The 12909-nt window shown below is 68.7% G+C and carries 13 protein-coding genes; 6 read left to right on the top strand and 7 right to left on the bottom strand.

Annotated features, from left to right (window positions below; all coding sequences use genetic code 11):
- Positions 1-56: 56 nt before the first annotated feature.
- The 4 genes from O9255_RS02120 to O9255_RS02105 are packed head-to-tail and all read right to left on the bottom strand — an operon-like array spanning position 57 to position 3640.
- Positions 57-1937 carry a phospholipase D-like domain-containing protein gene (locus tag O9255_RS02120; protein WP_297865180.1) on the bottom strand — a complete coding sequence of 627 codons (1881 nt, stop codon included), beginning with the start codon at positions 1935-1937 and terminating at the stop codon, positions 57-59.
- Positions 1934-2527, bottom strand: coding sequence for a YceI family protein (locus tag O9255_RS02115; protein ID WP_297865179.1), 594 nt, complete (start codon positions 2525-2527; stop codon positions 1934-1936). Before O9255_RS02115 ends, O9255_RS02120 begins: the two co-directional genes overlap by 4 nt.
- Positions 2518-2994, bottom strand: coding sequence for a histidine phosphatase family protein (locus tag O9255_RS02110; protein WP_297865178.1), 477 nt, complete (start codon positions 2992-2994; stop codon positions 2518-2520). Before O9255_RS02110 ends, O9255_RS02115 begins: the two co-directional genes overlap by 10 nt.
- 13 nt (positions 2995-3007) lie before the next feature.
- A complete protein-coding gene (locus tag O9255_RS02105; RefSeq protein WP_297865177.1) occupies positions 3008-3640 on the bottom strand; it encodes a ParA family protein in 633 nt (210 codons plus the stop codon).
- A 145-nt stretch (positions 3641-3785) separates the two neighbouring features.
- Between O9255_RS02105 and O9255_RS02100 the strand changes: the two genes are divergently transcribed.
- The 6 genes from O9255_RS02100 to O9255_RS02075 all read left to right on the top strand — a co-directional run bounded on the left by O9255_RS02100 (position 3786) and on the right by O9255_RS02075 (position 9435).
- A complete protein-coding gene (locus O9255_RS02100; RefSeq protein WP_297865176.1) occupies positions 3786-5273 on the top strand; it encodes an AAA family ATPase in 1488 nt (495 codons plus the stop codon).
- A gap of 285 nt (positions 5274-5558) precedes the next feature.
- The gene (locus tag O9255_RS02095) at positions 5559-6191 is read left to right on the top strand and encodes a PEGA domain-containing protein (protein ID WP_297865175.1); all 633 of its coding nucleotides are present in this window, start codon (positions 5559-5561) and stop codon (positions 6189-6191) included.
- Between the two features lie 514 nt (positions 6192-6705).
- Positions 6706-7242: a DUF2878 domain-containing protein gene (locus tag O9255_RS02090; RefSeq protein WP_297865174.1), complete on the top strand. Its 537-nt coding sequence runs from the start codon at positions 6706-6708 to the stop codon at positions 7240-7242.
- A complete protein-coding gene (locus tag O9255_RS02085; RefSeq protein WP_297865173.1) occupies positions 7239-8027 on the top strand; it encodes a DUF1295 domain-containing protein in 789 nt (262 codons plus the stop codon). Before O9255_RS02090 ends, O9255_RS02085 begins: the two co-directional genes overlap by 4 nt.
- Before the next feature lie 29 nt (positions 8028-8056).
- Complete coding sequence (locus tag O9255_RS02080; protein WP_297865172.1) at positions 8057-8830, top strand: hypothetical protein; 774 nt, start codon at positions 8057-8059, stop codon at positions 8828-8830.
- Between the two features lie 29 nt (positions 8831-8859).
- Positions 8860-9435, top strand: a complete 576-nt coding sequence (locus tag O9255_RS02075; RefSeq protein WP_297865171.1) for a lipocalin family protein — start codon at positions 8860-8862, stop codon at positions 9433-9435.
- On the opposite strand, the gene O9255_RS02070 is transcribed toward O9255_RS02075, so the two are convergent.
- From O9255_RS02070 to O9255_RS02060, 3 genes are all read right to left on the bottom strand, one after another.
- Complete coding sequence (locus O9255_RS02070) at positions 9405-10328, bottom strand: RluA family pseudouridine synthase (protein ID WP_297865170.1); 924 nt, start codon at positions 10326-10328, stop codon at positions 9405-9407. The genes O9255_RS02075 and O9255_RS02070 overlap by 31 nt on opposite strands.
- Positions 10329-10356: 28 nt before the next feature.
- Complete coding sequence (gene ggt, locus O9255_RS02065; protein ID WP_297865169.1) at positions 10357-12072, bottom strand: gamma-glutamyltransferase; 1716 nt, start codon at positions 12070-12072, stop codon at positions 10357-10359.
- Between the two features lie 69 nt (positions 12073-12141).
- A partial coding sequence (locus tag O9255_RS02060; protein ID WP_297865168.1) for a TlpA disulfide reductase family protein occupies positions 12142-12909 on the bottom strand: 768 nt, incomplete at its 5' end.

Raw genomic sequence — 12909 nt, 5'->3', positions numbered from 1 at the left:
TGGCGCTGGGTGTGAGGGATCGCCGGGAGCCTAGGCGGGGGGCGTGGCGGCGTCAATCACAAGATCGGCGTCAGGCCCGCGCCGAAGCCCGTGATGATGCGGGTGTAGATGCGCTTGCTGCCCACCTCGACCTCCGGGAAATCGCCCACGTCCTCCCAGCATTCGAAGAAGCGCGGGTCGCCCCAGGGCAGGGGCTCGCAGCCCGGCCTCAGCGCGTAGCTCCTGGCGTAGGGGAAGGGCCAGATCCACAGGTCGAAGACCGGCAGCGCCTCGGACAGCTTGCCGAGGCTGTAGCTCAGCCCGGAGAGCAGGGGTGGCTTGGCGCGCGGGGCGATCAGCCAGGCGTTCTCCGGGGCCATGTCGCGTTCGATGGCGTCCGCGAGCGCGTCGGCGAAGGCGGCGTCCTCCACCACCACCAGGCTCTCGGTGTTCCAGTGGTCGGAGCGGGGGTCGAAGTTGTGGGTGCCGACGATGCCGATCCGGCGGTCGATGACGATCGACTTCGAATGCAGGCCCACCCGCACCCCGGCGCGGCGCAGGGGGACGGGGCCGTCGTTGCCGCCCCGGGTGGCGGAACCGAACAGCGGGAAGTCGGCCGCCGCCTGTGCGCCGAGCGCGCCCGTCGAGGCCGGGTCGATCGGCGTGTCGGTCGGATAGGGCTTGTACTCGTGGATGCGGAAGCCGAGCTCACGCAGGTAGGCGCGCTTGTACTTGTGGCTCATCGCGTAGACGGGGAAGGCATCCGTCGCCGCCAACGAGTTCGTGGAAACGCGCACCGTCGGCGGGTCGTCCCGCTCCTGCAGGTCCTGGAACAGCTCGCGCGCCGGCCGCGACATCACCAGGTAGGGCGTCTGCAGCAGCACGTCCTCGCGGGCGCCGGCGATGATGGCGCGCATGACCCGGCTGGCGTCGCGCCGCGCCGCCGCGCCGCTGGCGTGCTTCTCGGGCAGGTCGGCGATGAAGCGCACCGCCCCGACGTCGAACGTCACGTCGCGCAGGCCCGCGCGCAGCGCCGCATCGTCCGCCGCGGCCTGGCGCATGGTGCCCAGGCGGCCCTCGTGCAGCCGGTCGCGGAAATCCAGCCGCCCGGGCGGGGCCCCGCCGTCGCGGCGCCAGCGTTCCGCCACGTCGACCAGACCCTCGGCGGGCACGCTGCGTTCGGCATCCCAGAAGAGATCGAACTCGTCGCGCATCGCGCGCGCCGCGGGCCCTGCCACCAGCAGGTCGCGATCGCGGTAGTTGTAGACCGGGTCCCAGTCGAAATAGCGGTCCTGCACGTTGCGGCCGCCGGTGATGGCCACGGCGTCGTCCACCACGAGGTTCTTGCCGTGCATGCGCTGGTTGAAGCGGCGGAAGCAGCAGACGATGCCGGCGGCGAACTGCAGCGGCTGCGTGCGCGCCTCGTCGAAGGTCGGGTTGTACAGGCGCAGCTCGAAGTTGCGGTGGTGACTGGCCAGCGCCGCCTGCAGGTTCGGCTCCGAGAGGCCGTAGAGCTGGTCGAGCAGTACACGCACGCGCACCCCGCGCTCGGCGGCATCGAGCAGGGCGTCGAGCACCAGCTGGCCGCTGTCGTCGGCTTCGAAGATGAAGCTCTTCAGTTCGACGGTCTGCTGCGCCGAGCGGATCAAGGCGAGCCGCACGGCCAAGGCGTCGGGGCCGCGCTCCAGCAGCACCAGCTCGTGTCGCGGCGCTTCGGGCGTGGAGGCAGCGAGCTTCGCCATACCGGCCTCGCGGAAGCTCGAGGGCGTCGCGCAGCGTTCTGGCAGGGCGCAATCCACGACCGTGCTCCGCGCGGCGACCATCTCGGCGGCGATCGCCGCCCGCTCGGGCGCGGGCAGGCTCTGGCAGGCCGCCAGCAGCAGGACAGCGAACGCCAGCGCGCACGCGCGCACGCGCCGGGCGGCAGTGCCGCCGGGCCACGAGGGCGCAGCGCTCACGGCGCGGCCTCGAGGCGGATGGCGAAGTCGAAGCGGACGGTGTCCTTCACGGTGAAGCGGTAGGCCTGCATGCCGAAATCGCGCCGGCTCACCTCACCGCTGACGCGGATCGCGCAAGCCTGTCCGGGGGTATCGCATTCGGCGGGACGGAGCGCGAATTCTACGGGGCGCTCCCGGCCGCGAAGCCTCAGGCGGCCGCGGATCGACCCGCCTTCGTTCAGCCACGCCACGGGGAATTCGGCGGAATCGAAGGCCACGTCGGGGTGCGTTTCGGCATCAAGGAAGGCCGGCGAGCGCGTGAGCTTGGCCATCCATTCCGGGCCGGAGTATTCGACGGTGTCGGCGCGCAGGCGGACACGCACTTCGCACTGCCCGTCCGGCCGGGGCACGAGCTCGCCTTCCACGCCAGCGAATCGGCCCTCGGCCTTGATCGGCAAGCGGACATCGACGACGAAGCGGGCTTCGCTGGCGGCGGCGTCGATGCGACCCCGGCAGGCAGGCGCGGCCTCGCCGGTGTCGGCTGCGGGCGGCGGCGCCACGGCGAGCGCCACACTTCCCGCAAGGGCAAGCAGCAGTCCGCCTACGGCCACCAGAACTGGGTGAGCGTGCCGATGCCGGGCTCGAGCGCGGCGCCGGCCGGCAGGCTCAGGCGCGCGATGCCGGCGGTGGGCATGCCCCGCGCATCGCCACTGATGCCGCTGTGCAGCAGCGCCACCACCTGCTCGAAGCCCGGGTTGTGGCCGACCATCAGGACGCGGTCGATGTCGGCGTGCTCGTCGAGCACGGCCATGAGCGTGCCGGGGGCGGCGTCGTAGATGCGCGGCTCGTAGCGCACTTCGGTATAGCCCAAGGCTTCGAGGACGCGTTCCAGCGTCTCGCGGGTGCGGCGCGCCGGCGAACAGAGCACGCGCGTCGGCTTCGCGTTGTGGGACTTCAACCACTGGGCCGCGGCTTCAGCCTCGGCCTGGCCACGCGGGGAGAGCGGGCGGTCGGCATCGGACTGGCCCGGCTGTGCGGGCTCGGCGTGGGCGTGGCGAAGGAGGATCAGGTCGCGCATGGGGTTCCTTGGGTCAGGTGTGCTTCTTGATCCAGCGGTAGATGGCCGCGAAATCGTCCTGGTGGCCGCGCATCTGCTCGGAGCGGTAATCGTCGACGCAGCGCCCGAGCGCCGCGAGCAGCACATACGCCTGCGAATCACGCAGCTGGGCCACCAGCGGGTAGGGCCACGACTGCAGTTGCTCGATGGCCTGCTGGCTCACCGAGGTCCAGGCCTTGACGCGGTTCGCCACGAGGCCGACCGGCAGCTTGCCCTTCTTGATGCGCGGCACCTGCGCCAGCGTGTTCAGGAAAGGCACGGTGGCTTCGAGGTCGATGGCCGAAGGCAGCACCGGCACCAGCACGACATCGGCGATCTCGAGGAAGGGCTCGAGGTCGTCGGCCATGGCGCCGGCCGGGGCGTCGATGACGATGCGCTCGGCGTCCTCGGGCAGTTGTTTGCGGAACGCGCGGGAATGGCCGTTGATGGGCAGCACCGCGGCGTCCATGTCGGCGCGCTTCTCACACCAGCGGGTGGACGAAGCCTGCGGGTCGGCATCGACCAGCACCGTGGCCTTGCCGGCCACTGCGAAATGCCCGGCGAGCTGGGTGGAGAGCGTGGTCTTGCCGGCACCACCCTTGGAGCTGGCCACGAGGATCGTCTGCATGAGCGCGCCTACCTGTCGAGCCTGCCGGGGACTGTAGCAAGGCGACGACGGCGGGGGACAGGGCCGGGGCCCGCCGCTCGACCCGCGCGGACGAAGCGGGCCGCCCCGTACACTTCTTGGCTGTTTACCCGTGAGCGCCCCCGGAATGCCCACCCACGACATCAAGGACCTGGCTGCGCTGGTGCGCGCCGGAACGCCGCTCATCCTGATCGAGACGCCGGAAGAACCGCGCGTGGTCGAGCTGTTCCGCGGGCTGCTGGCCGAGCTGTTCCGGCCGCTGTACCGCTGGACGATCACGACGGGTCTGGTGCGCTTGGACATGGATTTGGAGCAGGAAGAGCGCGGCGGTTCCGACGCCAGCAGTGCCCTGCGGGCGATGGCCGGCCACACCCAGCGGGGGTTGTACCTGCTGCTGGATTTCCACCCCTACCTCGGCTACGCCAGCCACCAGCGCCAGCTGCGCGAACTGATGCAGGCCGAGAACGGCGTGCAGCACACGATCGTGATGGTGGGCGGCAAGATCGAGCTGCCCCCCGAATTGGAATCGCGCGCCGTGCGCTTCAGCCTTCGCCTGCCGGACGAGAAGGCGCTGCGGAAGATGGTGCGCGACGAGCTGCTGGCCTACGCCCGCGAGCACAGCGGCAAGCGCGTGGTGGTCGACCCCGAGACCGAAGTGGCGCTGGTGCGCAACATCAAGGGCCTGTCGATGGTCGATGCGCAGCGCATCGTGCGCCAGCTGATCTTCGACGACGGCGTGCTCGACGCCAGCGACCTGCCGCGGCTCGGCAAGCTGAAGTTCGAGCTGCTGAACAAGGGCGGCACCCTGCAGTACGAGCCCGACACCACGAAGTTCAGCGACGTGGCAGGCCTGCGCAAGCTCAAGCGCTGGGTCGAACAGCGCGGTGCGGGCTTGCGTGGCGAACCGCTGCCGCCGGGATTGGACTCCCCACGCGGCATCCTGCTGCTCGGCGTGCAGGGCTGCGGCAAGAGCCTCGCCGCGAAAGCGGTGGCCGGCGGCTTCGGCGTGCCCCTGCTGCGCCTCGACTTCGGCTCGCTCTACAACAAGTACCACGGCGAGACCGAGCGCAACTTGCGCGAATCGCTGGCTTCAGCGGAACAGCTTTCGCCCTGCGTGGTGTGGATCGACGAGATCGAGAAAGGCCTCGCGGCATCCACCAGCGACGATGGCGTTTCCAAGCGCGTGCTCGGCACCTTCCTCACCTGGATGGCCGAGCACAAGAGCGGCGTGTTCCTCGTCGCCACCGCCAACGCCATCGACCAGCTGCCGCCCGAACTGCTGCGCAAGGGCCGCTTCGACGAGATCTTCTTCGTCGATCTGCCGAAGCCCGACGTGCGCGAGGCCGTTCTCGGTTTGCATTTGAAGCGGCGCAAGGTGGACGTGGACGGCTGGGATTTCGCGCCTTTGGTTGAAGCGAGCGAAGGTTTCTCCGGCGCGGAGATCGAGCAGGCCGTGGTCAGCGCGCTGTACGCCGCGCACGGCGCCGGCGAGCCGATGGCTGCAAAACACGTGATGGCCGAAATACAGCACACGCGTCCCCTGAGCGTGCTGATGGCCGAACAGGTGAACGCGCTGCGCGAGTGGGCGAGCACGAGGACCGTGGCGGCGGATTGAACACGGATGCAGACGCCCGGATGGCTGCATCGCCGAATCGCGGATAGGCTCGGCCTAGCGAATCGGATGGCCCCCGCCGTTCGACGGCAGGGGCGGTGACCGGGGAGGTCCGCCGCAACGGAGTCACGCCGCATCGCGTCGTTCATTACGGGGACAACGAGGGAACACGGCGAAAAGCGCACACGCGCCTTGGTGGCGCGCAGCGGCGGAGCCTTGCCATGACGGTTTTTCAACAGGCCAGGAGGCCTTATGCAAAGGGTGGTTGGAGCAATACTGGGATTGACGATGCTGGTGATGGGCAGCGGGTGCGCAACCATCACCCGCGGCACGACGGAAGCGTGGGTCGTCGAGAGCGAGCCGGCCGGGGCGCAGGTCCGGCTGTCGAGCGGACAGACGTGCACCACGCCGTGCACGCTCGAGTTGAAGCGGAAGAACAATTTCGGCGTCGAGATCGAGAAGGAGGGCTACGACCGCGTTTCGACGCAGGTGGTCTCCTCGAATTCGCGCGCTGGTGCCGTCGGCATGGCGGGCAACGTGCTGTTCGGCGGCCTGATCGGCATCGGCGTCGACGCGGCGAGCGGTGCGACGAAAGAACTCCGCCCGAATCCGTTGGTGGTGAAGCTGGTGTCCTCCCGGGGCCAAGCATCGACGGCACCGGTGGCAGTCGCGCCGCCAGCGCCCACGGCCAGCGCGACCGCCGAACCAGCGGTTTCTGCGCCGGAACCCGCGGTCGCGTCGACCTCGCTGGACCCCGCCGAGGGATATGCCGTCGAGGCCGCGCGATTCGCCAAGCAGTACCAGTGCTCCGAAGACGTCGCCCTGGTGAGCCGGGAGAACGGGCGTGAGATCTACAAGACGACGTGCCCGAGCCGCGAGATCCAGATCGAGTGCTGGACCGGCATCTGCCGGATGCACTAAGCCGACGTGCCAGGAGAGGGCGCCGATCGTCGGCGCCCTCCTTCGTTGACTCACGATCCGGGACGCTGTGCCGACAGGAACGCGATCCCGCGGCCCCTCAGCGGGCGACAAACGTCACCTGTCCCGCCACGAGCGGCAAGGGCGCGTCGAAATCTCCCGGTCGGTGCAATCGACACGGCACTCGCCCTTCGCTGGCGTCACAGAGGCCTCACCTCGGGATGAGTGCGTCCGCGTGAGGTGGGTCGTGAGATCGCGAAGGCACGGCGCCATCGAGCAGCTGCCGCGGTTTACCGGCCATGGATCACCCCGGCATCACCGGCGGAAGCCGCTTGGCTTCGCCCCTTGCTCACGCCGTTCGCGTTGCCACGGCGCCGCATCCTCGCGAGCCACTAACCGCTGATGCATCCGCGGCGCCATTGATGCCGCCTTTCATCTCGCTCTCGCAAGCTCGGGATGGTCTGCATCGATCCTGTTTCGACAGCCGGGCGGCTCGAGCCCGGAGGAGATCAGGACCATGCAATGGTTGGCGTTCAACATTTTGGGATTCCAAGCGGTCTGGTGGGCCTGCGTTCTCGGCGCAGGCGCCGGATCACCATGGATGGGGCCGATAGCCGCGGCGGCGTTCGCGGCGATCCACCTTCGATTCACACCGACACGACGCCGGGATGCCCGCTTGCTGGTGAGCGCCGTCGTGATGGGCTTGCTGGTGGACAGCACACTCGGGGGAAGCGGCTTGCTCTCCTACGCTGCCAACGGTGGGCAGCCCGCGCTCGCACCGGCGTGGATCCTCGCCCTCTGGGCGGGTTTTGCTCTCACGCTGACCCACTCCATGAAAGCGCTGGCCGCCCGACCTTGGGCCGCAGCCATTTTCGGCCTGCTCGGCGGACCGCTCGCGTACGCCAGTGCCGGCGCAGCGGCCGGTGCCGTGACCTTCAACGAAGGGATCGTGTCCGGTCTCTTGGCCGTCGCCGTGGCCTGGGCCGTCGCCGTGCCCCTGCTTTACCGGATCGACAAGAAGCTCGCGAACGTTCCCGAGGAGGCACTCGCATGAACGTGCTGCTCCTTGTCGGCCTCATCTGGGCCCTGGCGGCCATCGGCATGGGCTTGGCGTTCCTGTATGCACGCGCCAAGGGAAACATGGGCTACGTCGACGTGTTCTGGGCCTTGGGCATGGCCTTCGCGGCGGTGCTGGCGGGCGCCTTTGGTAGCGGAAGCATCGAGTCCAGAGGCTTGGTGGCGCTCTTCGGAGGGCTCTGGGGCCTCCGCCTGTTCCGGTTCCTATGGCACCGCGTCCGGGGCGAACCCGAGGACGGTCGATACCAGGCCATGAGGGTTGCGATCGGCGACGGGGCGGCGAAGTGGTTCGCCTTCTTCCAGGCTCAGGCCATCGTGATCGCGCTGTTCGCCGTGGCGTTCGTCGCGGCAGCGTCCGGCGAGGCGGGACTCAAGAGTGCCTGGGTCTGGGCGGCGATCGGCATCTGGCTGATCGCAGTCATCGGCGAGGCCGTGGCAGACGGGCAGTTGCATGCGCATCGTCGCGACCCGCGACGCAAGGGCCAGACGTGTCGACGCGGCCTGTGGGCCTGGTCACGCCACCCCAACTACTTCTTCGAATGGGTGCACTGGTTCGCGTATGCCGCACTCGCCGCCAGCGGGCCGTGGGGATGGCTGGCACTGCTGGGTCCGGCGCTGATGTTCGCCTTCCTCTGGCGCGTCAGCGGCATCCCGTGGACCGAAGCCCAAGCCCTTCGAACGCGCGGCGATGACTATCGCCGCTACCAGGACGAAGTCAGCGCCTTCTTCCCACGGCCGCCTCGAACAACGACTTCGCCGTGAGCCCCCCCCCATCCTTCCAGGAGTCCCCCATGAGCAGAATCCCCGCAACCTTCTTCGTCTTGCTCCTGTCGCTTGCTGCACACCCCGCGAAGTGCATGGTCCAGGAGGAAATCGCCACCGCGCGAGACCTGGAGAGCCGCAATGTGCTTTTCAAGGAGCAACACATCGTGCGTTTCTCCGAAGGCGAACCCGAAGAGCGGCTAGTGATCTACCGATGCCTGGACGGCAAGGCCTTCGCTCGGAAGCGCGTCCGCTACGCCGACATCCCGTCCGCGCCCTCCTTCCAACTCGAGGACGCGCGAAGCGGCTATCGCGAGGGCGCGGAGCGGACGCCGTCCGGAACGCGTGTCTCGTGGACCGCACCCGGCGGCAGCGAGGCGTCGATGCTCCTTCCCGCAGGCGATGTGGTCGCCGATGCCGGGTTCGACGAGTGGGTGCGGGGCGCGTGGGATCCCCTGACGCAGGGGCAGACGCTGCCCATGCGCTTCCTCGTGCCTTCGCGGCTTCGTGCATACGACTTCGATGTCGCCTCGATCGATTCCGGATCGCCCGGACTCAGGGCGTTCCGGCTGCGCCTGGGAGGATGGTTCGGATGGTTGGTGCCCGCCATTCGGGTGGCCTACGACGCCGAGACGAAGCGATTGCGTTGGTTCGAAGGGCTGTCGAATCTCCGCGACGACTCGGGCGAATCCCCCATGCAAGTGCGTATCGACTTCCCGCCGCAACCGACACTCGTCGACCAGCAGACGTTCGACGTCGCCTCGGACGAGTCGCTGACCACATGTACCGTCCTGCCCGCATGACCCGGGAATCGCTTCCAAGGAGCCAAGCCATGAATCAACGACCACCGATGAAGGCCTTCATGCGAGCGATCCTCCTCGCGATGGCTTCGGCGATGCTCATCGCCTGCGCGACGAGCGAGGAGCGCTCCTTGCCACCGCTGGCTCCCTCGCCGTCCGTCGACCTGCCACGCTTCATGGGGACATGGCATGTGATCGCCCACGTCCCGTACTTCTTCGAAGAGGGCAAGGTCGCAACCCGCGACGAGTACCGACTTCGCCCGGACGGCCGAATCGACAACGATTTCGTGTTCAAGGACGAATTCGGCGGCCCGGATCGGCGATGGCGGGGCATCTCCACCGTGGTTCCCGGCAGCGGTGGCGCCCGCTGGAACGTCCAGTTCGTCTGGCCGTTCTCGACCGAGCTCGTCGTCATCCATGTCGACGCGGACTACGAGGGCGCGGCGCTCGTGACGCCCAACCGCGAACTGGCATGGATCTTCGGACGGCAGCCCACGATGGAGGCGGCGCGCTACGAGTCCTTGGTGGAACGCCTTGTCGCCCAAGGCGTCGAACGCAACTCGCTCCAGCTCGTCCCTCAGGTGGCGCCGAACGATCCGGAGTCGTGACTGCCTGCGGCGTCACATCCTCCGAACCGTCGCGTGCGCCCCGACAGCGGATCGACGAACAACAGGGATTTCGCCACCAGCTGCAGCGGCGCCTGGAAATCCCCGGCGTCGCGAAACCGCAGCTCGGGATACAGCGGGTCGTTGCGGATCGGCGCACCCAGGGCCGCCATATGCACCCGCAGCTGGTGCTTCCTTCCGGTGACCGGCTGCAGGGCATAGCGCCACCACGCGTCGCCACGCTCGATCACCTCGATGCGCGTCTCGCTGTTGGGTTCGCCCGCCACTTCACGCATGCGGAAGAAGGGCTCGCCGGGCACCATGCGACTGCGATGAACGCGCGGGAACTCGAGGCCCGGCAAGGCGGGCGCAATGGCTTCGTAGGTCTTCTCGATGCGCCGCTCGGGAAACAAGGCTTGGTAGATCGCTCGCGTCTTCGTATTGGTTGAAAACAGCACCAGCCCGGCGGTCTCGCGGTCGATGCGGTGCAGGGCCACCAAGTCGGCGTTGCCCGTGCGGCGAATCAAGCGCGCAAGCAGCGTTTCATGCACATGCACGCCGCTGGGAACCACCGGCAGGAAGTGCGGCTTGTCGGCGACGAGAAGATGCTCGTCGAGGTGCAGCACGCGCTCTTCGAAAGGAATTCGCGGCTCGTCCGCCACTTCGCGGTAGTAGTGCACCTCCCGCCCGACGCGGTAAGGCGTGTCGGGCCCCAGCGCTTCACCCTCGTCACCGAGCACGCGACCGCGCGCCAGGCGATCGAGCCACACCGCGCGCGGCACCGCCGGGAAGTGCGCGCACAGGCCGTCGAGCAGCGAAGGCCATTCGCCCGGCGGCAACTGCAGCGTGCTGGGCGCGAGCCCGTCGATGGCCGGCGGGCGGCGACGCAGGCTCACGACACCGCCGCCACGCGCCGCCGCGCGTTCAGTAGCCCGCCGCCTGCCCGTCCTTGCGGCTCTCGCTGGCGCCCACCCAGCCGCCGTGCGGGTTCTTCGCGATCGCTTGGTAACCGCCGTAGGGGCCGTCGGCGAACTCGACCTGATGGCCGAGGCGCATCAGGCCGCGGATGGTTTCGTAGTCGAAGCCGGTCTCCAGCTGGACGACGCCGCCGTCGCTCATCGGCGTCACCGCGCCCACCGGTTCGTCGCTGCCATCGTGATGCAGGCGCGGGGCGTCGCCGGCCTCCTGCAGGTTCATGCCGAAGTCGACGAGGTTCATCACGATCTGCACGTGGCCCTGCGGCTGCATGGCGCCGCCCATCAGGCCGAAGCTCACCCACGGCTGGCCGTCCTTGGTGATGAAGGCCGGGATGATGGTGTGGAAGGGGCGCTTGCCCGGTGCGTACTCGTTCGGGTGGCCGGGCTTCAGGGAGAACTGCTCGCCGCGGTTCTGGAAGATGAAGCCGAGGCCCGGGGGCGTCATGCCGCTGCCCATGCCGCGGTAGTTGCTCTGGATCAGCGAGACCATCATTCCGCTGCTGTCGGCGGTGGTGAGGTAGATGGTGTCGCCTTCGTCGAGCGAGGGCGGCGTGCCAGGCGCAACGACGGTCTGCGCGCGGTTCGGGTTGATGCGCGCGCGTTGCGTGTCGGCGTACTCCTCCGAGATCAGTTCGGCCACCGGCGCCGGATGGAAGCTCGGGTCGGCGTAGTAGCGGGCGCGATCGGCGAAGGCGAGCTTCTTGGCTTCGGTGAGCAGGTGCAGGTGCTCGACGCTGCCGAATTCGATCTTGCTGAAGTCGTAGCCTTCGAGGATTTGCAGCATCTGAAGCGCGGCGATGCCCTGCCCGTTCGGCGGCAGCTCCCACACGTCGACGCCGCGGTAGTTGACGCTCACCGGCTCGACCCATTCACCTTTGTGCGCCGCGAAATCGGCGGCGGCGAGGAAGCCGCCGTTCGCCTTGAAGTAGGCCTCGACGATCTTCGGCAGTTCGCCTTCGTAGAAACCCGCGCGGCCGTTCGTGGCGATGCGTTCCAGCGTGCGGGCGAGGTTCTCGTTCGTCCAACGCTCGCCGGTGCGCGGTGCGCGGCCGTCGATCGTGAACTGCTCGGTGAAGCCCGGGAACTGCGACAGGCGCGGGACGGAAAGATTCCAGTAATAGGCGATGGTCTCGTGCACCGGATGGCCGTTGCGCGCGTAGTCGATGGTGGGCTGCAGCAGCTCGGCCATCGGCAGCTTGCCGAAGCGGCCGTGCAGGGCGAACCAGCCGTCGACCGCGCCCGGCACGGTCACCGGCAGCGCGCCGTGCGAGGGAATCAGCGCCATCTTCTGTTCGTCAAACCACTCGCGCGTCAGGCCCAGCGGCGAGCGGCCCGAACCGTTGTAACCATGCAGCTTGCCGGTCTTCGGATCCCAGACGATCGCGAACAAGTCGCCGCCGATGCCGTTGCCGGTGGGTTCCATCAGGCCAATGGCGGCATTCGCGGCGATGGCGGCATCGACGGCCGTGCCGCCCTTGCGCATCACCTTGAGCGCCACCTGCGTGGCCAGCGGGTGGGAGGTCGCGGCCATGGCCTGCGGCGCGTAGACCTCCGAGCGGGTGGCGAAGGTCTGGCCGGTGATGCGGTCGGCCGAAACTCCGGCGAGGGGCACGGCAGCCGCAAGGGCGGCGATCAGGACACAACGGGCGGCTGGCAGGCGCATGGTCGGGCGTTGGCGGCGGCGGAAACGGCACTTTACGGCCGGCGCAACCGCGCGGTGTGGACGCCACGCCTAGATACCGAGCGCGCGGCGGTTGGGCTCGACGGCGTCGTAGGCCCCGGCCTGCCGGCTGACGATGCGGCCCTGCCGGTCAGTGACGATGAAATAGGGCACGCCGCGGATCCCGGCATCGCGTTCCACCCGCCCATCGACGTCGAGCAGCACCGGGTAGCCCAAGTCGCGGGCATGGGCCTCCAGTGCCGCGGGCTCGTCCATGCCCATGACCACCGTCACCGGCCGCCCCTCGCGCGTGAGCACCTCGCGGAGTTGAGCGACCATAGGCTCGGCGCGGCGGCAGGATGGGCACCATGGCGCCAGATAGACGGTCAGGCAGCGCTCGGCGCTGCACATGCCCCCGGCCATGCGCGGGGTCTCCCGCAATACGCCGTTCTGTACCGGCAAGGCATGCCCGGGCATCAATTCCGGGCGCATCGCCAGATACAGCACGACCAGCAGGAACAGGCCGACGATGAACTTCCCCAAGTAACGACCCCTTTTTCGCGCAACGTACTCTACGCCGCCCGCCTCGTCGACGCGCCGGCACCGCCGCCGGCCGACGCGTTCGGGCCGCGGGTAGACTTGGGCGTGTTGCCGCTCGCTGAAAATTGACCAGCGAAACGGGGATCTGCGCATCGAAAATTGACCAGGGTGTTCAACCTGACCTGCCCGACCAGACGAAGGGCAGGACGACGAGGTGCACACCATGGCGATGTACGCGAAGGTCCGGCGGCTTCGGCTGCGGGAGGGGCTCTCGATCAGCGAGATTGCCCGGCGGACGAG

This window comes from Silanimonas sp. (genome assembly GCF_027530345.1).
Taxonomy (GTDB): Bacteria; Pseudomonadota; Gammaproteobacteria; order Xanthomonadales; family Xanthomonadaceae; genus Silanimonas.
The sequence above is the reverse complement of the archived record's forward strand: the minus strand, read 5'-3'. Positions and strand labels throughout refer to the sequence as shown.

Excerpts from the sequence above, each read along its gene's own strand:
- O9255_RS02100 (WP_297865176.1), top strand. The coding sequence starts at position 3,786 with ATGCCCACCCACGACATCAAGGACCTGGCTGCGCTGGTGCGCGCCGGA.
- O9255_RS02110 (WP_297865178.1), bottom strand. The coding sequence starts at position 2,994 with ATGCGCGACCTGATCCTCCTTCGCCACGCCCACGCCGAGCCCGCACAG.
- ggt (WP_297865169.1), bottom strand. The coding sequence starts at position 12,072 with ATGCGCCTGCCAGCCGCCCGTTGTGTCCTGATCGCCGCCCTTGCGGCT.
- O9255_RS02085 (WP_297865173.1), top strand. The coding sequence starts at position 7,239 with ATGAACGTGCTGCTCCTTGTCGGCCTCATCTGGGCCCTGGCGGCCATC.
- O9255_RS02075 (WP_297865171.1), top strand. The coding sequence starts at position 8,860 with ATGAATCAACGACCACCGATGAAGGCCTTCATGCGAGCGATCCTCCTC.
- O9255_RS02095 (WP_297865175.1), top strand. The coding sequence starts at position 5,559 with ATGCTGGTGATGGGCAGCGGGTGCGCAACCATCACCCGCGGCACGACG.
- O9255_RS02090 (WP_297865174.1), top strand. The coding sequence starts at position 6,706 with ATGCAATGGTTGGCGTTCAACATTTTGGGATTCCAAGCGGTCTGGTGG.
- O9255_RS02080 (WP_297865172.1), top strand. The coding sequence starts at position 8,057 with ATGAGCAGAATCCCCGCAACCTTCTTCGTCTTGCTCCTGTCGCTTGCT.
- O9255_RS02105 (WP_297865177.1), bottom strand. The coding sequence starts at position 3,640 with ATGCAGACGATCCTCGTGGCCAGCTCCAAGGGTGGTGCCGGCAAGACC.